This is a genomic window from Atlantibacter sp., assembly GCF_032062175.1.
Taxonomy (GTDB): domain Bacteria; phylum Pseudomonadota; class Gammaproteobacteria; order Enterobacterales; family Enterobacteriaceae; genus Atlantibacter.
Window position 1 is genome coordinate 1 of the sequence record NZ_DAMBQK010000038.1, and the last position, 18,987, is coordinate 18,987.

General features: G+C 54.7%; 18 protein-coding genes and 1 tRNA gene. 12 read left to right on the top strand and 7 right to left on the bottom strand.

Going from position 1 to position 18,987, the window contains the following annotated elements:
* Positions 1-103: 103 nt before the first annotated feature.
* Positions 104-1,003, bottom strand: coding sequence for a DNA-binding transcriptional regulator YafC (gene yafC / locus RT120_RS21225; RefSeq protein WP_312985821.1), 900 nt, complete (start codon positions 1,001-1,003; stop codon positions 104-106).
* A gap of 268 nt (positions 1,004-1,271) precedes the next feature.
* Between yafC and RT120_RS21230 the strand changes: the two genes are divergently transcribed.
* Together RT120_RS21230 and RT120_RS21235 are read left to right on the top strand one after the other, a co-directional pair.
* Positions 1,272-2,075, top strand: coding sequence for an endonuclease/exonuclease/phosphatase family protein (locus RT120_RS21230; RefSeq protein WP_125295176.1), 804 nt, complete (start codon positions 1,272-1,274; stop codon positions 2,073-2,075).
* A 68-nt stretch (positions 2,076-2,143) separates the two neighbouring features.
* Positions 2,144-2,911 carry a class I SAM-dependent methyltransferase gene (locus tag RT120_RS21235; protein ID WP_312985822.1) on the top strand — a complete coding sequence of 256 codons (768 nt, stop codon included), beginning with the start codon at positions 2,144-2,146 and terminating at the stop codon, positions 2,909-2,911.
* Positions 2,912-2,962: 51 nt separating this feature from the next.
* Here RT120_RS21235 and mltD read toward each other — a convergent pair whose 3' ends face one another.
* Both mltD and gloB read right to left on the bottom strand, forming a co-directional pair.
* On the bottom strand, positions 2,963-4,327 hold the full coding sequence (mltD, locus tag RT120_RS21240; RefSeq protein WP_312985823.1) for a murein transglycosylase D: 1,365 nt from the start codon (positions 4,325-4,327) through the stop codon (positions 2,963-2,965).
* A 71-nt stretch (positions 4,328-4,398) separates the two neighbouring features.
* Positions 4,399-5,154: a hydroxyacylglutathione hydrolase gene (gloB, locus tag RT120_RS21245; protein ID WP_312985825.1), complete on the bottom strand. Its 756-nt coding sequence runs from the start codon at positions 5,152-5,154 to the stop codon at positions 4,399-4,401.
* A gap of 33 nt (positions 5,155-5,187) precedes the next feature.
* Between gloB and RT120_RS21250 the strand changes: the two genes are divergently transcribed.
* Positions 5,188-5,907: a methyltransferase domain-containing protein gene (locus RT120_RS21250; RefSeq protein ID WP_312985827.1), complete on the top strand. Its 720-nt coding sequence runs from the start codon at positions 5,188-5,190 to the stop codon at positions 5,905-5,907.
* Here RT120_RS21250 and rnhA read toward each other — a convergent pair.
* Positions 5,900-6,475 (bottom strand): ribonuclease HI, encoded by a 576-nt coding sequence (gene rnhA / locus RT120_RS21255; RefSeq protein WP_312985829.1) that lies wholly within the window; start codon positions 6,473-6,475, stop codon positions 5,900-5,902. The genes RT120_RS21250 and rnhA overlap by 8 nt on opposite strands.
* Between rnhA and dnaQ the strand changes: the two genes are divergently transcribed.
* The 3 genes from dnaQ to RT120_RS21270 all read left to right on the top strand — a co-directional run bounded on the left by dnaQ (position 6,429) and on the right by RT120_RS21270 (position 8,810).
* Complete coding sequence (gene dnaQ, locus RT120_RS21260; RefSeq protein WP_312985831.1) at positions 6,429-7,160, top strand: DNA polymerase III subunit epsilon; 732 nt, start codon at positions 6,429-6,431, stop codon at positions 7,158-7,160. The genes rnhA and dnaQ overlap by 47 nt on opposite strands.
* Before the next feature lie 131 nt (positions 7,161-7,291).
* Positions 7,292-7,368, top strand: a tRNA-Asp gene (locus RT120_RS21265).
* 179 nt (positions 7,369-7,547) lie between these two features.
* Positions 7,548-8,810, top strand: coding sequence for an alanine--glyoxylate aminotransferase family protein (locus tag RT120_RS21270; protein WP_312985833.1), 1,263 nt, complete (start codon positions 7,548-7,550; stop codon positions 8,808-8,810).
* Here the strand turns inward: RT120_RS21270 and RT120_RS21275 are convergent.
* Together RT120_RS21275 and fadE are read right to left on the bottom strand one after the other, a co-directional pair.
* Positions 8,807-9,580, bottom strand: coding sequence for an amidohydrolase (locus RT120_RS21275; RefSeq protein ID WP_312985835.1), 774 nt, complete (start codon positions 9,578-9,580; stop codon positions 8,807-8,809). The genes RT120_RS21270 and RT120_RS21275 overlap by 4 nt on opposite strands.
* Before the next feature lie 161 nt (positions 9,581-9,741).
* On the bottom strand, positions 9,742-12,186 hold the full coding sequence (fadE, locus tag RT120_RS21280) for an acyl-CoA dehydrogenase FadE (RefSeq protein WP_312985836.1): 2,445 nt from the start codon (positions 12,184-12,186) through the stop codon (positions 9,742-9,744).
* A 228-nt stretch (positions 12,187-12,414) separates the two neighbouring features.
* Between fadE and lpcA the strand changes: the two genes are divergently transcribed.
* Both lpcA and RT120_RS21290 read left to right on the top strand, forming a co-directional pair.
* Positions 12,415-12,996, top strand: a complete 582-nt coding sequence (gene lpcA, locus RT120_RS21285; protein WP_125295137.1) for a D-sedoheptulose 7-phosphate isomerase — start codon at positions 12,415-12,417, stop codon at positions 12,994-12,996.
* Positions 12,997-13,043: 47 nt separating this feature from the next.
* Entirely contained in the window at positions 13,044-13,811 is a 768-nt protein-coding gene (locus tag RT120_RS21290) for a class II glutamine amidotransferase (protein WP_312985837.1), read from the top strand.
* On the opposite strand, the gene dpaA is transcribed toward RT120_RS21290, so the two are convergent.
* Positions 13,782-14,519, bottom strand: a complete 738-nt coding sequence (dpaA, locus tag RT120_RS21295) for a peptidoglycan meso-diaminopimelic acid protein amidase (protein WP_312985839.1) — start codon at positions 14,517-14,519, stop codon at positions 13,782-13,784. The genes RT120_RS21290 and dpaA overlap by 30 nt on opposite strands.
* Positions 14,520-14,981: 462 nt before the next feature.
* Here dpaA and RT120_RS21300 point away from each other — a divergent pair, with 462 nt between their 5' ends.
* Genes RT120_RS21300 through RT120_RS21315 form a run of 4 tightly spaced genes read left to right on the top strand, consistent with a single transcriptional unit; the run spans position 14,982 to position 18,985 of the window.
* Complete coding sequence (locus tag RT120_RS21300; protein ID WP_312985840.1) at positions 14,982-16,325, top strand: Na(+)-translocating NADH-quinone reductase subunit A; 1,344 nt, start codon at positions 14,982-14,984, stop codon at positions 16,323-16,325.
* Positions 16,326-16,328: 3 nt separating this feature from the next.
* Positions 16,329-17,567 (top strand): NADH:ubiquinone reductase (Na(+)-transporting) subunit B, encoded by a 1,239-nt coding sequence (locus RT120_RS21305; protein WP_312985842.1) that lies wholly within the window; start codon positions 16,329-16,331, stop codon positions 17,565-17,567.
* The gene (locus tag RT120_RS21310; RefSeq protein ID WP_312985844.1) at positions 17,560-18,354 is read left to right on the top strand and encodes a Na(+)-translocating NADH-quinone reductase subunit C; all 795 of its coding nucleotides are present in this window, start codon (positions 17,560-17,562) and stop codon (positions 18,352-18,354) included. The genes RT120_RS21305 and RT120_RS21310 overlap by 8 nt, the downstream gene beginning before the upstream one ends.
* Positions 18,347-18,985 carry an NADH:ubiquinone reductase (Na(+)-transporting) subunit D gene (locus RT120_RS21315; RefSeq protein ID WP_125295131.1) on the top strand — a complete coding sequence of 213 codons (639 nt, stop codon included), beginning with the start codon at positions 18,347-18,349 and terminating at the stop codon, positions 18,983-18,985. Before RT120_RS21310 ends, RT120_RS21315 begins: the two co-directional genes overlap by 8 nt.
* Positions 18,986-18,987: the final 2 nt, after the last annotated feature.

The window sequence follows — 18,987 nt, forward strand, 5'->3', positions numbered from 1 at the left end:
ACCTGCCTGTCACGCAGGGGGTCGCGGGTTCGAGTCCCGTCCGTTCCGCCACTTAATCAAACCCTGAGTCTCTGACTCAGGGTTTTTTTTCGTCTTTATTTTTCTATTGAGCAGCATGTTCCGGGATCTGCTCGCTAAGAAAATCAATAAAGGCCCGAATTCGCGTACTCACAGCGCGATCGCTGTAATAAACCGCGCTGAAAGGCATGGCGACGGGCAAGCGAATATCAGTCATGATCTCAACCAGAGTGCCGTTCGTTATCTCTTTATTAATCATGTAGTCAGATAAACACGCAATGCCGTTCCCATTAAGACAAAGTTGTTTTAACGTCTCGCCGCTGTTTGACGATAAACCCGCGTTAATTTCATAAAGTTGTCCGTCAGGTTGTGCCACGGGCCAGTTATTGAGTGATGCTGGCTCGGTGAAACCCAGGCAAAGATGATGCGCCAGGTCATCAATGGATTGTGGCGTCCCGTATTTTTTGAGATATTCCGGCGCGGCGATGATTTTCCGGTAGCTACTGAACAATGGCCTCGCCCGCAGGCTGGAATCACTTAACGTCCCAACGCGGATTGCCACGTCGACCTTACGCTCAATAAGATTGATAAAAGTCTCTGAAGAGACAAGAGAAAGAGTGATTTCAGGATACTTTTCACGAAAGGGTTTAATCAGCGGCGTCAGGTAATGCAGGATCACTGGCGTTGCCGCATCGATCCTCAACAGGCCACGCGGCGTCTGCTTTGTTTCCATAATCTCATTTTCCGCTGTGGCGATGTCCTGCAATATCTGCTGCACGCGTCGAAAATAGCGCTCACCTTCCTCGGTCAGGCTTAACTGACGAGTCGTGCGGTTAAGCAGACTCACACCCAGCTTCATTTCCAGTTTCTTCACGGCCCGGCTCACCGCCGAGTTGGCCAGTGCGAGCTGTTCCGCTGCACGGCTGAAGCTGCCGCTTTCCACAACAGCAACAAATATCATTAACTCTTCTGATGTGGCTTTCATTATTGCACCATACGCAAAACTCTGATCGTATTAAACCCATATTTGTTATTTAACCATCTCTCAGCGGTGGCGTCATGCTCCTGTGTCAGCTAACAACGTCGATCCAAGAGATCGTGTTAACGAAGCGCAGATAACTCGCCAGATACGTCCTGAAATAGCGGATACGCTTGTTTCTCGCCCTGCACGTTGAAAGTGTGAGCTAAAATCCCTATAACAGATAAGCCGCTCCTGTTTTGCGGGCATGCCTATGAGAGGAATTAAGTCGAAAGTGCGTAAATCTACCTATGCAATGCGATATGTCGCCGGACAGCCTGCAGAGCGCATCCTGGCGCCGGGCTCGTTTGCGACCATAGGTCAGGCATTACCGGCGGGAGAACCGCTTCCCGGCCACGATCGCCTTCGGGTGCTGGTCTGGAATATCTTTAAGCAGCAGCGCGCTGAATGGCTCTCAGTTCTGAAAAACTTCGGTAAGGACGCGCATCTGGTGTTGCTGCAGGAAGCGCAAACCACGCCGGAGTTAGTGAATTTTGCCACCACCAATTATCTGGCGGCCGATCAGGTCCCTGCGTTTGTATTGCCTCAGCACCCCTCAGGGGTGATGACGCTGTCGGCAGCGCATCCGGTTTACTGTTGCCCGTTACGCGAGCGTGAGCCTATCCTGCGGCTGTCTAAGTCTGCGCTGGTCACCGTCTATCCCTTGCCAGACACCCGCATGCTGATGGTGATTAACATCCATGCTGTGAACTTTAGCCTTGGCGTAGATGTATACAGTAAACAATTGGGTCCAATTGGCGATCAAATCGCCCATCACAGCGGCCCGATTATTATGGCGGGGGATTTTAATGCCTGGAGCCGCCCCCGGATGAACGCGCTGTACCGTTTCGCGCGTGAAATGTCGCTGCGCGAAGTGCGCTTTACCGACGATCACCGCCGGCGCGCGTTTGGTCGTCCGCTTGATTTTGTGTTCTATCGTGGTTTGGCCGTACACGAAGCCTCCGTTCTGGTGACGCGTGCCTCTGACCATAATCCGCTACTCGTTGAATTCACACCCGGCAAACCTGCTAAGCGTTAAGGTATGTCAGGTCTGCCGTAGGGCAGATCAGACGTTCTGCCCTTCATTCACTCAAAAAGGGCAACGTAATGACAACACACTCGCACCACGACAACATTGATAAGCAGTTCGGCTCCCAGGCCTCGGCCTATTTGACCAGCCAGGTTCACGCCAGCGGGCGGGATTTAGAACGATTAAAAACGCGGCTTGCCTCTTTCCCGCACGCACATCTGCTGGATGTCGGCTGTGGGGCAGGGCATTCGAGTTTTATTGCTGCCTCCCAGGTAAAAGGCGTCATTGCCTACGATTTATCAGCCAGCATGCTGGAAACCGTGAACAGCGCCGCGCGGGAACGTGGGCTGGCCAATCTCCACACTCAGCAAGGTTATGCGGAGTCTTTGCCTTTCGCTGATCAATGCTTCGATATTGTTATTAGCCGTTATTCCGCCCATCACTGGCAGGACGTAGGTCAGGCATTACGGGAAATTAAGCGCGTGTTACGTCCCGGCGGGAAAGCTATTGTGATGGACGTGATGTCGCCCGGTAATGCGGTGCTGGATATCTGGTTACAGACCGTTGAAGCGCTGCGCGACACCTCGCACGTCAGAAATTACTCCAGCGGTGAATGGGCGGCCATGTTAAGTGAGGCAGGGTTGCTGACCACTTCTGTCAGCACTGACCGTCTGGTACTGGAATTTGATAGCTGGATAGCCCGTATGCGCACGCCAGAGGCGTTATCTACGGCGATTCGGTTATATCAGAAGAGTGCATCTGCGATGGTACAACGTCACTTTGAGCTGAAGGAAGAGGGCTCCTTCACCAGCGATACCATCATGATCGAAGTTTATAAGCCTTAATAAACGAAAAAGGCACCGGGGGAATCGGTGCCTTTTTGACTATCTTTAGAGTTACGACTCGCTGTTTACGCTGTTTTTGACAAACAGGGTAATTTGGTCGCCAGGCTGCAAATTATCAGTCCCGCTGTTCCAGCGCATCACATCTTTGATGTTCACGCCATGACGCTTAGCAATGCTGGAGAGCGAATCTCCTTTGCGAACCTTATAGGTAATGCTGTCGTCATTACTGGCAAGCCGCGTACTGCTTTCAACCGCGCCTACGGTCAGCGTTTGCCCAACTTTAATCTGCGCGCCTTTCAAGTTATTCCAGCGCTGCAGATCTTTGGCCGACACGTTTAAACGTGATGCGATGCCCGATAACGAGTCGCCTGAGCGAACCTTATACGCGCGCGCTGTACTGCTGTTATCCGCAACCAGCGTCGGCTGTACCGCAGCAATTTCACCTGCAGCGAGCGAGCTACGCAGCTGATCGGCATGCTTTTGCGGCACCAGTACATATTGCGGGCCACTTGCGCCTAACGTCGATCCTTTAACACCGGCATTAAAGGTTTTCAGTTTACTTACTGAAATCCCGGCCATATCGGCCAGTTGCGCCACCTCAACGGGGTTATTGAGTTTGACGCGTGCCAGTGCGCGACTTTCGTCCGAGGTCGGCAACCGTACACCGTACTTCTTGCTGTTTTTGAGAATATCGCTCAACGCCAGCATTTTCGGTACGTAGATTTTGGTTTCCTGTGGCAGTGAAAGCGACCAAAAATCCGTGGGTTTACCCCGTGCTTTATTCGCTTTCATTGCCTTCATTACACGACCTTCGCCGCTGTTATAGGCCGCAACAGTCAAAAGCCAGTCGCCGTCAAACATGCGGTTTAAGCGCTGCATCATATCGAGTGCCGCAGTGGTGGAAGCCACTACGTCGCGACGTGCATCGTAACTCCGGGTCTGCTTAAGACCATAATTTCGCCCCGTGCTCGGAATGATCTGCCAGATGCCTGCGGCATTAGCACCACTCGTTGCGTGAGGGTCAAAAGCGCTCTCCACTATGGGTAGTAGTACCAGTTCCATGGGCATGTTACGTTTCTTAACTTGCCCTGCTATCCAGTACATATACGGCTCTGCCCGTAAAGTTACATCGTGGAGATAGCTCTTATTTCTCAAATACTTCTGCTTTTGATCGCGAATCCGGCTGTTTTCCGGAATTCCCATCTTTAGCTCGTCGCCAATGAAAGCCCACAAGTCTTGATCCTGAGCGAATGACGTCCCATCGTCCATCCATCGCTCTGAACTTGTAAACTTCCCTGCTTCCCCTTGACCAGCTGCAGAAAGGCTCTGTGCGTGCTGTTGGACGGTGGCATCATGCTTTGACGCCTGGCAGCCCACAAGCAGGACAGAGGCGAGTAATATCGCTTTTGCCTTCATGTGTGTGTCAATAGTTGCTTAAAAGACGAGCGATGATAACGGCGAATGACCCTAATGACAAGCATGAATTATTAGAACTTGTCTTTCATGGCCCTTAACCAGGCAAAACGCTGCTCAGGTTGTTGCAAAGTTGTTTCTTTATTAATTGTATTAATAATATCAATATCTTGTGTTCTTAAAAAAACATTGATTTTCCGCTCTTCCGCGAGCGTTGTTGGCAAGGTAATTTGATTTTTTACACGTAACTCCTTAACTTTTCGATAGTATTCGTTTAAGTCACGATCATGGGGCAATAGGCTGACCGAAAACTTTAAATTGCTTAATGTATATTCATGGGCGCAACAAACGAGAGTATCTTCTGGCAAGGCATTAAGCTTATTAAAGGATTGATACATCTGAGTTGCTGTGCCTTCAAACAACCGACCGCAGCCGCCTGAAAACATCGTGTCGCCGCAAAATAAATAAGGGTAACTAAAGTAACAGAGATGTCCTAAAGTGTGACCCGGCGTGGCAATAACGGCGAATTCATGCCCCAGTAGATTGATTTTATCGCCTTCATTGACTACGCGATTTGTGCCTTTATTTGCGGTTTCCTGAGGGCCATAAACCGGCAGCGAAGGGAATTTTTGCAGCAAGGCCGGTACGCCGCCCACATGATCGTTATGGTGATGCGTCAGCAATATGGCTTCCGGCTGCCACCCGTACTGTTCAATCGCTTTAAGTATGGGCTCGGCTTCGCCCGGATCGACAATCAGGCATTTGCCGCTGTTGTCACTCAGCACCCAGATGTAGTTATCCTGATAAGCGGGAATACTGATAAGATTCATAAAACACCTCTCAATGCGTGATAGAAGGTAGCGATGAAACCGGCAAGGATACCCAAGACGTACCACACGCCAGGGCACTGGGCTGAGCTCCCCTGGGGCGAGTATTATCGCGATGCCCTTGAATACCAGATGCGCCCCTGGCTTGCAAAAATGTTTGGTTTTCACTTACTTAAGATTGGCAATCTCAGCGCGGAAATCAACACCGAGAGTTGTGCAATTTCCCATCAGGTCAATGTGGCCATCCAGGGTGAGCAGCTTCAGGTTAGAGCCGATCCGCTTGCGCTACCGTTCGCGCCTCGTGCTATTGATGCTTGTCTGTTAGCACACACTATCTCCTGGAGTGCTGATCCGCATGGATTACTGCGCGAAGTCGATCGTGTTCTGGTGGATGATGGGTGGTTAATTATGAGCAGTTTTAACCCGTTCAGCCTGATTGGCATCGGCAAGTTAATGCCGTTTCGCCGTAAGCGCATTCCCTATAATAGCCGTATGTTTACTTTAGGCCGCCAGTTGGACTGGCTCGCACTGCTTAATTTTGAAGTGCTGTATCAAACGAATTTCCAGGTGCTTCCCTGGAATAAGCAAGGTGGGAAGTTACTAAGTACTCACTTACCTGCATTAGGGTGTATGCAGGTCATCGTTGCGCGCAAGCGGACCATCCCATTGACCCTGAACCCGCTTAAGCAACGCAGCGCCAAAACGCAGTTACGCCCGGCGGTGGGCGCAACGCGGCAATACCGTAAACCTAACTGACGGCGTTTTCCGCCTGATAGCCAACGTCCACATGAACGGGATTGTTGGCCGCCGCGCGCGCCAGTTCATCGCAGCGTTCGTTTTCAGGATGACCGGCATGGCCTTTGACCCATTCCCAACTGATTTTGTGCTGGCTTAACGCCTTATCCAGCCGCTGCCACAAATCGACGTTTTTGACTGGCTTCTTATCGGCGGTTTTCCAGCCGCGCTTTTTCCAGTTATGGATCCACTGAGTGATGCCCTGCCGGACGTACTGGCTGTCGGTACTGAGCGTGACGTCGCAATGTTCGCGCAGCGCTTCCAGCGCCACGATGGCCGCCATCAGCTCCATACGATTATTGGTTGTCAGCACATACCCTTCGCTAAAGGTTTTTTCGTGCTGCTTATAGCGTAAAATCGCACCGTAGCCGCCCGGTCCTGGGTTACCCAGGCAGGAACCATCGGTGAAAATTTCTACCTGTTTGCGCATCTCTGGTAGACTTCCTGTGATCAAAAAACCAAGTCTGACATAAACGAGCCCTATGAGCACAGCAATTACACGACAGATTGTCCTCGATACTGAAACCACCGGTATGAACCAGATTGGCGCCCATTACGAAGGGCACTGCATCATTGAGATTGGTGCTGTCGAGGTAATCAACCGCCGGTTAACGGGCAACAACTTCCACGTTTATATCAAACCCGATCGCCTGATCGACCCCGATGCGTTCAACGTACACGGCATCGCGGATGAGTTTTTGCTTAGTAAACCGGTATTCGGCGATGTAGCGGATGATTTTATTGACTACATTCGCGGCGCCGAACTCATCATCCATAACGCATCGTTTGATATCGGTTTTATGGATTATGAATTCAGCAAGCTTAACCGTGGCATTCCGAAAACCGACACGTTTTGCAAAATTACCGATAGCCTGGCGCTGGCGCGGCGGTTATTCCCCGGCAAACGTAACAGCCTCGATGCGCTGTGCTCGCGTTATGAAATCGATAACAGTAAACGTACGTTGCACGGGGCATTACTTGACTCCCAAATCCTGGCGGATGTCTGGCTAACCATGACCGGCGGGCAGACGTCAATGACGTTTGCCATGGAAGGGGAAACCCAGAACGTGCAGGATTCGACGGGTATTCAGCGGCTGATGCGCCAGGCGTCTCGTTTGAAGGTGATTACCGCCACCGATGAAGAATGTGCCGCCCATGAATCACGTCTTGATTTGGTACAAAAGAAGGGCGGCAGCTGTCTGTGGCGTGCATAACATCCTGAAATTTGCATGATTTGCCGTCAGTTGGGCGAAATTTGCAGCAAACGAGTATAATTATGAAGAAAAAGCGTTGACGCTTAGAGAGGCTCCCCGTAATATTCGCCTCGTTCCCACGGGAACAACGCGGAGCGGTAGTTCAGTCGGTTAGAATACCTGCCTGTCACGCAGGGGGTCGCGGGTTCGAGTCCCGTCCGTTCCGCCAACATTTATACTTTGGAGAATAAACGCTTCAAAGGTCGAAAAAACCGTATCACCGAAAGGGATACGGTTTTTTTGTTTTTGTTGCCTGTCAGCACGACACATTTCCGCCATAGCCAAACCGCTTTCCATCTGGCACATTGATTTCCTTCAAATTACTTTCTCCTGTGGCCGGAGTGCGTCATGTCTGCTTTCGTTTTGCCCACCCAAATCAATCCGCCGTCTCGTTTACTGATGGGGCCAGGGCCGATTAACGCCGATCCGCGCGTTCTGCGCGCCATGGCGAGCCAGCTTATCGGACAGTACGATCCGGCGATGACGGGCTATATGAACGAAACCATGGCGCTCTACCGCCAGGTGTTCGATACCCAAAACCGCTGGACGCTGTTGATAGACGGCACCTCGCGCGCAGGTATTGAAGCCTTGCTGGTCTCGGCCATTCGTCCTGGCGATCGGGTGCTGGTGCCAGTGTTTGGTCGTTTCGGCCATCTGCTGTGTGAAATCGCCCGCCGCTGCCGGGCAGAGGTGCATACCATTGAGGTGCCCTGGGGCGAGGTGTTTACCCCGGATCGCATTGAAGACGCCATTAAGCGTGTCAAACCCCGCCTGCTGCTCACGGTTCATGGCGACACCTCAACCACGATGTTGCAACCGCTGGCAGAAGTGGGTGAGATTTGCCGCCGTCACGATGTGCTGTTTTACACCGACGCTACCGCGTCGCTGGGCGGAAACACCTTAAAAACCGACGACTGGGGGCTGGATGCGGTCTCGGCAGGATTGCAAAAATGCCTCGGCGGCCCGTCGGGAAGCGCCCCGGTAACGCTCAGTGCAAAAATGGAAGCAGCGATCCGGGCGCGAAAATGCGTGGAGGCAGGGATCCGTACTCTGGCTCATCAGGACGGTAACGACGAGATGATCTATTCCAATTATTTCGATCTCAGCATGATCATGGATTACTGGGGGCCGGAGCGCCTGAATCATCACACCGAAGCCACCAGTATGCTGTTCGCCGCCCGCGAATGCGCCCGCATCATGCTGGAAGAGGGGATGGATAACCGCATCGCCCGGCATGCCCTGCACGGGGAGGCGATGCTGGCAGGAATTCAGGGCATGGGGCTGGAAACCTTCGGCGATCTCCGCCACAAGATGAATAACGTGCTTGGCGTGGTTATCCCGGACGGCATCAACGGCGAAGCGATACGCCAACAGTTGCTGGAAGACTTCCATATTGAGATCGGCACGTCGTTCGGCCCGCTACAGGGCAAAATCTGGCGAATCGGCACCATGGGCTATAACGCGCGCAAAGACTGTGTGCTGCAAACGCTCACGGCGCTGGAAGCGGTATTAAACCGACACGGAGTAAGCACGGCGCAGGGCGAAGCCATGCAGGCGGCATGGAAAGTGTATGAATCGGTGCGGTCGGTGACCGCACCGGAGAAGGATTAAGCGTTCAGCATAAAGTCATCGGAATCGCGCCAGGCGGGGAATTTTTCCCGGTACTCCTTCAGCGCGTTTAACGACAACTCTGCATCCAGACGCGTTGCCTGATGGGCATCGGCGCTGGCAAGAATTTCTCCCTGCGGATTGATGATGCGGCTGTCGCCCCGGTAATGGTGCCCGTTACCGTCGGTCCCAACCCGGTTGCAGCCGGCAACATAGCACTGGTTTTCAATGGCGCGGGCGGTCAGTAACGCCTGCCAGTGCAGAGAGCGCGGCGCGGGCCAGTTGGCGACATACAGCGCCAGATCGTAATCATTGGCGTTGCGCGACCACACCGGGAAGCGCAGGTCGTAACAAACCAGCGGCAGGATGCGCCAGCCTCGCCACTCGACAATCAGCCGCTGCTCGCCCGCCACATAGTGATGATGCTCATCGGCCATGCGAAACAGATGGCGTTTATCGTAGTAATGCACTTTGCCTTCCGGCTCGACGAGCAGGAAACGGTTCACCGGGCCGCGTTCGGTCTGTAACGCGGCGCTGCCGCCGATCATCGCGCCCAACTGGCTGGCTTTGATCTGCATCCAGTTGATGACTTCTTCTTCGGCCATCGACTGTTTGGCCGCTTCCATCGCAAAGCCCGTCGTGAACATTTCAGGTAGCAGGATAAGGTCCCGCCCGGTTAGCTCATCCAGCAACACATCAAAATGGCGCAGGTTGGCAGGGCCATCCATCCACACCAGCGGTTGTTGTAACAACGATACTTTTAACCCAGGCACAATCTCATTCTCCTCGTTAACGGGGCTTTTCACTCTAGCATGACCTTTTAACAAAAGGCGGAGAAGATTGCAGATTAACGTGGCAAACCCGGACAGGTCACATTTAGCCAAAAAAAAGACCGGCTATGGCAACCGGTCTTTTAATTATGAAGCGTTGAGGGTTAGGCCGCTTCAGGTTTACGCAGTTTTTCCGGCATCTTTACCGGCTGAGTCGCCAGTTCCTCCGGTTCAAACTCGTCCACATTAATGCTGCGCAGACGGCTTTCTTCCGCTTTGATAAGAATATCCGCCTCTTCCTGGGTGATCTGTCCTTTGTCCAGCGCCTGTTGCGCCAGCACGTCGAGACGGGTAAAGGAGAGGTTTTTACCCAGCGCTTTGCAGATGCGCTCGTGAATGGGCTCGGCGGCAATCACATCCTGCAGCGCTTCTTCCAGCAGGCCCACCGGGTTGTACTCACTCGGCGTCAGGTACTGACCGCGACCAATACGCGAACGGGTTGCCGACGGGGTTTGCAGGATCTTCGCCACTTTATGGTCCAGCTTATCGGACGGCGCATCGTAACGGCGTCCCAGTGGGAAGATCACCACGCGCAGCAGACCGGCGACAGTCGCATTCGGGAAGTTGCGCAGCAGGTCGTCCATGGCCTGTTCAGCCTGGTGCAGCGCATCCTGAACGCCCCAGTGCAGCAGCGGCAGATCGGCTTCGTTGCGGCCTTCGTCGTCATAGCGTTTCAGTACAGCCGAGGCCAGATAGAGTTGGCTCAGCACATCACCCAGGCGCGCCGAGATACGTTCGCGGCGTTTCAGGCTACCGCCCAGTACCGCCATCGACACATCAGACAGCAGCGCCAGGTTTGCGCTCAGGCGGTTCAGGTGCTGATAGTAACGTTTAGTGGCATCGCGGGTCGGCGTGCGGCTGGTTAAGCCGTTAGTCAGGCCCAGCCAGAAGCTGCGCACTTTATTGCTGCCGACATGGCCAATATGCTTGAACAGCAGCTTATCAAACGCATCCACGTCGTTGCTCTGCGCGGCAGCCATCTCTTCCAGCACGTACGGATGACAGCGGATCGCACCCTGGCCGAAGATCATCATGCTACGGGTCAGGATGTTCGCGCCTTCAACGGTAATTGCGATAGGCGCGCCCTGGTAGGCACGGGCCAGGAAGTTGCTTTCGCCCAGCATAATGCCTTTCCCGCCGGTGATATCCATCGCATCAATAATGGACTGCTGTCCGCGGTGGGTGCAGTGATACTTCACAATCGCCGACAGTACTGCCGGTTTCTCGCCCAGCATGATGCCGTAGGTGATCAGCGACGCCGCCGCATCCATCACATAGGCGTTACCGGCGATACGCGCCAGCGGCTCTTCGATCCCTTCCATCTTACCGATAGAGATTTTGAACTGGCGGCGGATATGGGCATAAGCACCCGTCGCCAGCGCGACGGATTTGATTCCGCCCGTCGAGTTCGACGGCAGGGTGATACCGCGCCCCACGGAGAGACATTCCACCAGCATACGCCAGCCCTGGCCGGCCATCGCCGGGCCGCCGATGATGTAATCGATCGGTACGAAAATATCGTTGCCGCGAGTCGGGCCATTCTGGAACGGCACGTTCAGCGGGAAGTGGCGTTTGCCGATTTCCACGCCGGGGGTGTTAGTCGGGATCAGCGCACAGGTGATACCCAGCTCTTGTTCGCCGCCCAGTAAACGATCCGGGTCAGACAGTTTAAACGCCAGGCCCAGCACGGTAGCGATAGGGGCCAGGGTGATATAACGTTTGTTCCAGGTCAGGCGCATACCCAGCACCTGCTCACCTTTCCAGTCGCCCATGCAGACTACGCCGGTATCCGGAATAGCGCCGGCATCGGAACCCGCTTCCGGGCTGGTCAGCGCAAAGCAGGGGATTTCCAGGCCACGGGCCAGACGCGGCAGATAATGATTCTTCTGCTCGTCGGTGCCGTAATGTTGTAACAGTTCGCCTGGGCCTAACGAGTTAGGTACGCCGACGGTGATCGCCAGAATGCCCGACACGCCAGAGAGTTTTTGCAGCACGCGCGACTGGGCGTAAGCCGAGAACTCCAGGCCGCCGTACTCTTTCTTAATGATCATCGCGAAGAAGCGGTGCTCTTTCAGGTACGCCCACAGCTCCGGCGGCAGGTCGGCCATTTCATGGGTGATCTGGAAGTCGTTGGCCATACGGCACGCTTCTTCCACCGGCCCGTCGATAAACGCCTGCTCTTCTGTCGTTAACTGCGGCTTCGGATAGTTGTGCAGCTTCTGCCAGTCAGGATTACCCTGGAACAGCTCGCCTTCCCACCAGGTGGTCCCGGCATCGATGGCTTCTTTTTCTGTGCGCGACATTGGCGGCATCACCTTACGGAAGCCTTTAAACACCGGCGCGGAGATCAGCGACTTACGCATCGGGATTAGGTTGAACGGCACAAGGATAATCGCGAGGGGAACCAACACCCAGATCGACCACAGGCCAGACGCGCCTAACGCAGCGGTCCAGGCAAGCAGGATCAGGCTGCTGGCCAGCAAATTGACCCGGTGATAAAACAGCACGCCGAGCAGAATAACGGTGGCAACAATACTCAACATCATCATAGCTAAAAGCTCCCTGTCTTGTAGGAGGTCGGACCACTTGTGATGATTAGGTTGTAGTGGAAGCGCAGTTTTTTAGCAATGTATTTACAATATAATTACAACCTGGTTCACATTGTTCCTGTCGATTGGCTGAAATGGATGAGAAAGGGCATCGGGTGATGCTTCTCGCTTTCAAGCCTATCCGGTACACTGCGAGGGTTATTTTCATTCATCCTTAAGGAAATCCTCATGTACCAGGATCTGATTCGCAGCGAGCTGAACGAAGCCGCAGAAACGCTGGCTAACTTCCTGAAAGACGACGCTAATATTCACGCTATCCAGCGTGCGGCGGTCCTGCTGGCAGACAGTTTTAAAGCCGGCGGCAAAGTACTCTCCTGTGGCAATGGCGGTTCACACTGCGACGCGATGCATTTTGCGGAAGAGCTGACGGGCCGTTACCGCGAAAACCGTCCGGGGTATCCGGCTATCGCGATTTCTGACGTTAGCCACATCTCCTGCGTCAGCAACGACTTCGGCTATGACTACATTTTTTCCCGCTACGTTGAAGCGGTAGGCCGTGATGGCGACGTGCTGCTGGGGATTTCTACCTCCGGCAACTCTGCGAACGTGATTAAAGCTATCGAAGCGGCCCGCGCCAAAGGGATGAAAGTGATCACCCTCACCGGTAAAGACGGCGGCAAAATGGCAGGCAGCGCGGATATCGAAATCCGTGTGCCGCACTTCGGTTATGCCGATCGCATTCAGGAGATCCACATCAAAGTGATCCACATCCTGATCCAGTTGATCGAAAAAGAAATGGTAAAAGCGTAATTGCACGACAGGGGCGCAAGCCCCTTTTTTGAAACGGGAGGTGGGTGATGTGTGAACTGCTCGGGATGAGCGCCAATGTGCCAACCGATATCTGCTTTAGCTTTAGCGGACTGGTTCAGCGCGGCGGCGGCACCGGTCCGCATAAAGATGGCTGGGGTATTACCTTTTATGAAGGTAAAGGCTGTCGCACCTTTAAAGACCCGCAGCCCAGCTTTAATTCGCCCATTGCCCGGCTGGTTCAGGAATACCCAATCAAATCCTGTTCGGTGGTGGCGCATATCCGCCAGGCGAACCGGGGAAAAGTGGCGCTGGAAAACACCCATCCGTTTACCCGCGAACTGTGGGGCCGTAACTGGACCTACGCGCACAACGGGCAGCTTAAAGGCTACCAGAGTCTGGAGACCGGGAATTTTCGTCCGGTTGGGGAAACTGACAGCGAGAAAGCCTTTTGCTGGCTGCTGCATAAGCTGACCACGCGCTATCCGCGCACGCCTGGCAATATGGAAGCGGTATTTCGCTATGTTGCGTCGCTGGCGGGGGAGCTGCGTGACAAGGGCGTGTTTAACATGTTGTTGTCAGACGGGCGCTACGTGATGGCGTTTTGCTCGACCAACTTATTCTGGATAACCCGGCGTGCGCCGTTTGGCGTGGCGAAGCTGTTGGATCAGGACGTGGAAATCGACTTTCAGCAGGAGACCACACCCAACGATGTGGTCACCGTGATTGCCACTCAGCCGCTGACCGGCAATGAAACCTGGCAAAAAATCATGCCAGGTGAGTGGGCGTTATTTTGTCTCGGGGAGCGTATAGTTTGAGGCTAGCTGCGGCTGAACCGCCTGGCTGCCGATCGGCTTGCTGACTACATAGCGGCCATCCACTACCGAGACCACAGGCGGCTGGTGGGTGGCGGCGAAATAATCGTAACCCGGCTTCAGTTGCTTCCAGAAATCGATGTGGTACGAGTATTTATGGCGCTGCATGTTGGCGTCGGTCATGCGGAACGGATAAATGCTCACCTGAACGGTAGGCTGACCAAACACCAGCGCGCCGGTCACGAACTGAAAGATCTCGTCAATGCCCTGGTCGGTCATGGCGTAGCAGCCAACCGACACGCAGGCACCGTGAATCATCAGGTATTTGCCTTCATAGCCGTGCGCGCGGTCATACGCGTTAGGGAAGCCGATATTAATCGCTTTATAGAAGCGGCTATCCGGCTTCAACTGGCTGCGCTGCACCGAGTAAAACCCTTCCGGGCTTTTGAAGTCGCCCTGGCGCTGTTTCGGGCCGAGGCCGCCGGAATAGCTACAGATGCGGTAAGTGTCCAGCAGTTGGTACTGCTCGCCCATTTTCACATACAGATCGAGGGTGCGTTCTTCTTTAAAGATCTGAATATAAACCGGCGAGCCCATCAGCTGCTGTCTCAGTTCTTTTTTGATCGGTGTGGCGCTGTCATTGCTGAGTAGGCTGGCGAACGCCAGGCACGGCATCAGAAGCATCGCAAGTAACACTGCGATTTTACGCATACTGCTTGTTTCCTTGATAAATCGATAACAAATGCCGGAACGGCACAACAAAAAGAAACCCTAAATCGGATGATTCTGGATTGAGTGCGCTCACATTAGCACCGCTGTTATTTTTCGCAAGCGCGCCGAGGTGAGTTTACAATTCAGTTTTGCTACACAGTATTGCCTGGCCCGCCTGCGCGCGGCAAAAACTTTGCGCGCTTCCTCGCAGTTATTATTCCTTTTCATCTATTTCTGACGCTAATCAATCGATTGATGATACCATTCACGCCGTATGATGACCTGCACAGAAGAAAGGAAATTCTCCTGACGATCATTACCCGAACTTTGCCTTTTCTGGCGTTGTCGGCAGTAGCGCATTCGTAACGTCCCATCCTTCTTTTCTTCCACATTGCAGCGATGTTCAACTCTGGTTTCGGCATTCCATGCCGGGAATTACGTTAACTATTCCGTGCTAACCTTATGATTAAAATTAAAAAAGGGCTAAATCTTCCCATCGCGGGCCTGCCGGAACAGCAGGTGACGGATGGCCCCGTTATTCAGCACGTAGCCTTGCGTGGCGAGGAGTACGTTGGCATGCGCCCCTCAATGCTGGTCAAAGAAGGCGACCGGGTCATTAAAGGGCAGGCGCTGTTTGAAGATAAAAAAATCCCCGGCGTACTGTTCACCGCGCCCGCCAGCGGCGAGGTGGTGGCGATCCACCGTGGGGAGAGACGTGTTTTACAGTCTGTGGTCATTCGCGTTGAAGGCGATGAGCAGCGAACCTTTGCCCGCCATGAGCGCGCCTCGCTGGCCTCGCTTCCCCGTGAAACGGTGCAAAGCCAGTTGCTGGATTCCGGATTATGGACGGCGTTCCGTACCCGTCCATTCAGTAAAGCGCCCGTACCGGGCAGCGTACCGGCGGCGATTTTCGTCACTGCCATGGACACCAACCCGCTGAGCGCCAGGCCTGAGCCGATTATTCTTAGCCATCGCGCCATGTTTGATGCGGGGCTGAGCGTACTCGCGCGCCTCACGCCGGGCAAAGTACACGTCTGCCAGGCCAGCGGCGGCAAGTTAGGCGGCCATACCAGCGGCCAGGTGACTTTTAACGAGTTTGCCGGTCCCCACCCGGCGGGCCTGCCGGGCACCCATATTCACTTTCTGGAGCCGGTCAGCCTGCATAAGCAGGTGTGGCACCTGAATTACCAGGATGTGATTGCTATCGGCAAGCTGTTCATCGACGGCGAACTGTGGACCGAGCGGGTCATTGCGCTCGGTGGCCCACAGGTGAAAAACCCGCGTTTAATCCGCACCCGGCTGGGCGCATCGCTGGACGAGCTCACCGCAGGAGAGTTGCAGGACGGTGCCAACCGCATTATTTCCGGTTCGGTGCTAAACGGCGTGCGCGCCCACGGGCCGCATGCGTACCTGGGGCGTTTTCATCTCCAGGTCAGTGTCTTGCCTGAAGGCGGGGACAAAGAGCTGTTCGGCTGGGTGATGCCCGGCAAAGAGAAGTTCTCGATTACCCGCACCACGCTGGGCCACTTCCTGAAAAACAAGCTGTTTAACTTCTCCACCGATACCAACGGTGGGGAGCGCGCCATGGTGCCGATCGGCAATTACGAACGCGTGATGCCGTTAGATATCTTACCGACCCTACTGCTGCGCGATTTGCTGGCGGGCGATACCGATGCCGCGCAGGCGTTAGGTTGTCTGGAGCTGGATGAAGAGGATTTAGCGCTCTGTACCTATGTTTGCCCCGGAAAATATGAGTACGGCCCGGTGCTGCGCGACGTGTTAACCCGTATTGAGCAGGAAGGATAAGCAATGGGTTTGAAGCACTTTTTTGAAAAGCTGGAGCCGCATTTTATTGAGGGCGGCAAGCTGGCGAAGTATTACCCGCTGTATGAAGCGACGGTCACCCTCTTTTACACGCCGGGCATGGTCACGAAGGGCGCGTCCCACGTGCGTGACGCCATCGACTTAAAGCGCATGATGATCCTGGTGTGGTTCGCGGTATTCCCGGCCATGTTCTGGGGCATGTACAACGTCGGGCTGCAAACGATTCCCGCCTTAAACAAGCTCTACGAGCCTGCGCAACTGGTACAGGTGATTGCCAACAACTGGCATTACCAGACGGCGCAGTGGCTCGGCGTCAGCTTCGCGCCGGACGCGGGCTGGATCAGCATGATGACGCTGGGAGCCGTTTACTTTCTGCCGCTCTACCTGACGGTATTTTTGGTGGGTGGGTTCTGGGAAGTGCTGTTCGCTATCGTGCGCAAACATGAAATCAACGAAGGCTTTTTCGTTACGTCGATCCTGTTCGCCCTGATTATCCCACCGACGCTGCCGCTCTGGCAGGCGGCGCTGGGCATCAGCTTTGGCGTAGTGATTGCCAAAGAGCTGTTCGGCGGCACCGGGCGTAACTTCCTCAACCCGGCGCTGGCGGGGCGCGCGTTCCTGTTCTTCGCCTATCCGGCGCAAATCTCCGGCGACCTGGTGTGGACCGCAGCGGACGGCTTTTCCGGCGCGACGCCGCTCTCCCAGTGGGCGACGGGCGGCGGCGAATCGCTGGTGGATATCACCACTGGTCTGCCGGTGAGCTGGATGGATGCCTTCCTCGGCTTTATCCCCGGCTCGATTGGTGAAGTCTCTACGCTGATGATCCTGATTGGCGGGGCCATTATTTTGTTTGGCCGCGTCGCTTCCTGGCGCATCGTGGCGGGCGTCATGCTCGGCATGATCGCCACCGCCACGCTGTTTAATCTCATCGGCTCCGACACTAACCCCTTGTTCTCCATGCCCTGGTACTGGCATCTGGTGCTCGGCGGGTTTGCCTTCGGGATGATGTTTATGGCTACCGACCCGGTGTCCGCTTCCTTTACCGAGAAAGGCAAATGGTGTTACGGCGCGTTGATTGGCGTGATGTGCGTACTGATCCGCGTGGTCAACCCGGCGTATCCGGAAGGCATGATGCTGGCGATCCTGTTTGCCAACCTGTTTGCGCCGCTGTTCGACTACGTGGTGGTGCAGGCCAATATCAAGCGGAGGGCGTCCCGTGGCTGAGGTGAAAAGTTTCGATACCCCAGGCAGAACGCTGCTGGCGGTGCTGGTGCTGTGCCTGGTGTGCTCGGTGATTGTGGCGGGCTCGGCGGTGGGCCTGAAGTCGCGTCAGCAAGAGCAAAAGCTGCTTGATAAGCAGCGCAATATTTTGCAGGTCGCCGGGCTGATGGCCCCAAATTTGACCAACGAAGAGGTCAAATCAATCTATGACACGCGTATCAGCGCGCGGCTGGTGGATTTGAAAACTGGCGAGTTCGTTAACAAAGACCCGGCGCAGTTCGATCAAAGCCTGGCGCTGAAAGACCCGGAGCTCAGCATCGCACTGCCCGCGGAGCAGGACCCGGCGGGCATTAAGCGCCGCAGCAATATTGCGGAAATCTATCTGGTGCGTGACGAGCAGCAGCAAACTCAGGAGATCGTGTTGCCGGTCTACGGCAACGGGCTGTGGTCGGTGATGTACGCCTTCGTGGCGCTGGATACTGATGGCCGCACGGTTAAGGGCATTACGTACTATGACCACGGCGAAACCCCTGGTCTGGGCGGCGAAATCGAAAACCCAAACTGGCAGCAAGGCTGGGTCGGTAAGAAGCTGCTTGATGAGAGCGGCAAACCGGCGCTGAAGATTGCCAAAGGCGGCGCGCGTTCAGGCGATGAATACGGCGTGGACGGGCTTTCCGGCGCGACGCTGACCTCCAACGGCGTGCAGCACAGTTTTGATTTCTGGATGGGCGAACGCGGTTTTGGCCCGTTCTTAAAACGCCTTCGTGAAGGAGCGCTCAACAATGGCTGAAATCAGCAATATGAAAGAGATCAAGCGGGTGCTCGTCAGCCCGCTGGTGGATAACAACCCGATCTCCTTACAGGTGCTCGGCGTCTGTTCGGCGCTGGCGGTCACCACCAAACTGGAAACGGCTTTTGTGATGACTCTGGCGGTGACGCTGGTAACGGCGTTTTCCAGCATGTTTATCTCGATGATCCGGCATTACATCCCCAACAGTGTGCGCATCATCGTGCAGATGGCGATCATCGCCTCGCTGGTGATCGTGGTGGATCAGATCCTGCGCGCCTTCGCCTATGAGATCTCTAAACAGCTGTCAGTATTTGTCGGCCTGATTATCACCAACTGCATCGTGATGGGGCGCGCCGAAGCTTACGCCATGAAATCCCCGCCGCTGGCGAGCTTTATGGACGGCATCGGCAACGGTCTGGGTTACGGCGTGATTTTGATCGTGGTCGGCTTCTTGCGGGAGCTTTTCGGCAGCGGCAAACTGTTTGGCGTCACCGTACTGGATACCGTGCAAAACGGTGGCTGGTACTTGCCGAACGGCCTGTTTCTGCTGGCCCCGAGCGCGTTCTTTATTATCGGGCTGCTGATTTGGGCGCTGCGTACCCTGAAGCCTGAACAGCAGGAAAAGGAGTAATT

Excerpts from the sequence above, each read along its gene's own strand:
- yafC (WP_312985821.1), bottom strand. The coding sequence starts at position 1,003 with ATGAAAGCCACATCAGAAGAGTTAATGATATTTGTTGCTGTTGTGGAA.
- RT120_RS21235 (WP_312985822.1), top strand. The coding sequence starts at position 2,144 with ATGACAACACACTCGCACCACGACAACATTGATAAGCAGTTCGGCTCC.
- mltD (WP_312985823.1), bottom strand. The coding sequence starts at position 4,327 with ATGAAGGCAAAAGCGATATTACTCGCCTCTGTCCTGCTTGTGGGCTGC.
- gloB (WP_312985825.1), bottom strand. The coding sequence starts at position 5,154 with ATGAATCTTATCAGTATTCCCGCTTATCAGGATAACTACATCTGGGTG.
- RT120_RS21250 (WP_312985827.1), top strand. The coding sequence starts at position 5,188 with ATGAAACCGGCAAGGATACCCAAGACGTACCACACGCCAGGGCACTGG.
- dnaQ (WP_312985831.1), top strand. The coding sequence starts at position 6,429 with ATGAGCACAGCAATTACACGACAGATTGTCCTCGATACTGAAACCACC.
- RT120_RS21270 (WP_312985833.1), top strand. The coding sequence starts at position 7,548 with ATGTCTGCTTTCGTTTTGCCCACCCAAATCAATCCGCCGTCTCGTTTA.
- fadE (WP_312985836.1), bottom strand. The coding sequence starts at position 12,186 with ATGATGATGTTGAGTATTGTTGCCACCGTTATTCTGCTCGGCGTGCTG.
- lpcA (WP_125295137.1), top strand. The coding sequence starts at position 12,415 with ATGTACCAGGATCTGATTCGCAGCGAGCTGAACGAAGCCGCAGAAACG.
- RT120_RS21290 (WP_312985837.1), top strand. The coding sequence starts at position 13,044 with ATGTGTGAACTGCTCGGGATGAGCGCCAATGTGCCAACCGATATCTGC.
- dpaA (WP_312985839.1), bottom strand. The coding sequence starts at position 14,519 with ATGCGTAAAATCGCAGTGTTACTTGCGATGCTTCTGATGCCGTGCCTG.
- RT120_RS21300 (WP_312985840.1), top strand. The coding sequence starts at position 14,982 with ATGATTAAAATTAAAAAAGGGCTAAATCTTCCCATCGCGGGCCTGCCG.
- RT120_RS21305 (WP_312985842.1), top strand. The coding sequence starts at position 16,329 with ATGGGTTTGAAGCACTTTTTTGAAAAGCTGGAGCCGCATTTTATTGAG.
- RT120_RS21315 (WP_125295131.1), top strand. The coding sequence starts at position 18,347 with ATGGCTGAAATCAGCAATATGAAAGAGATCAAGCGGGTGCTCGTCAGC.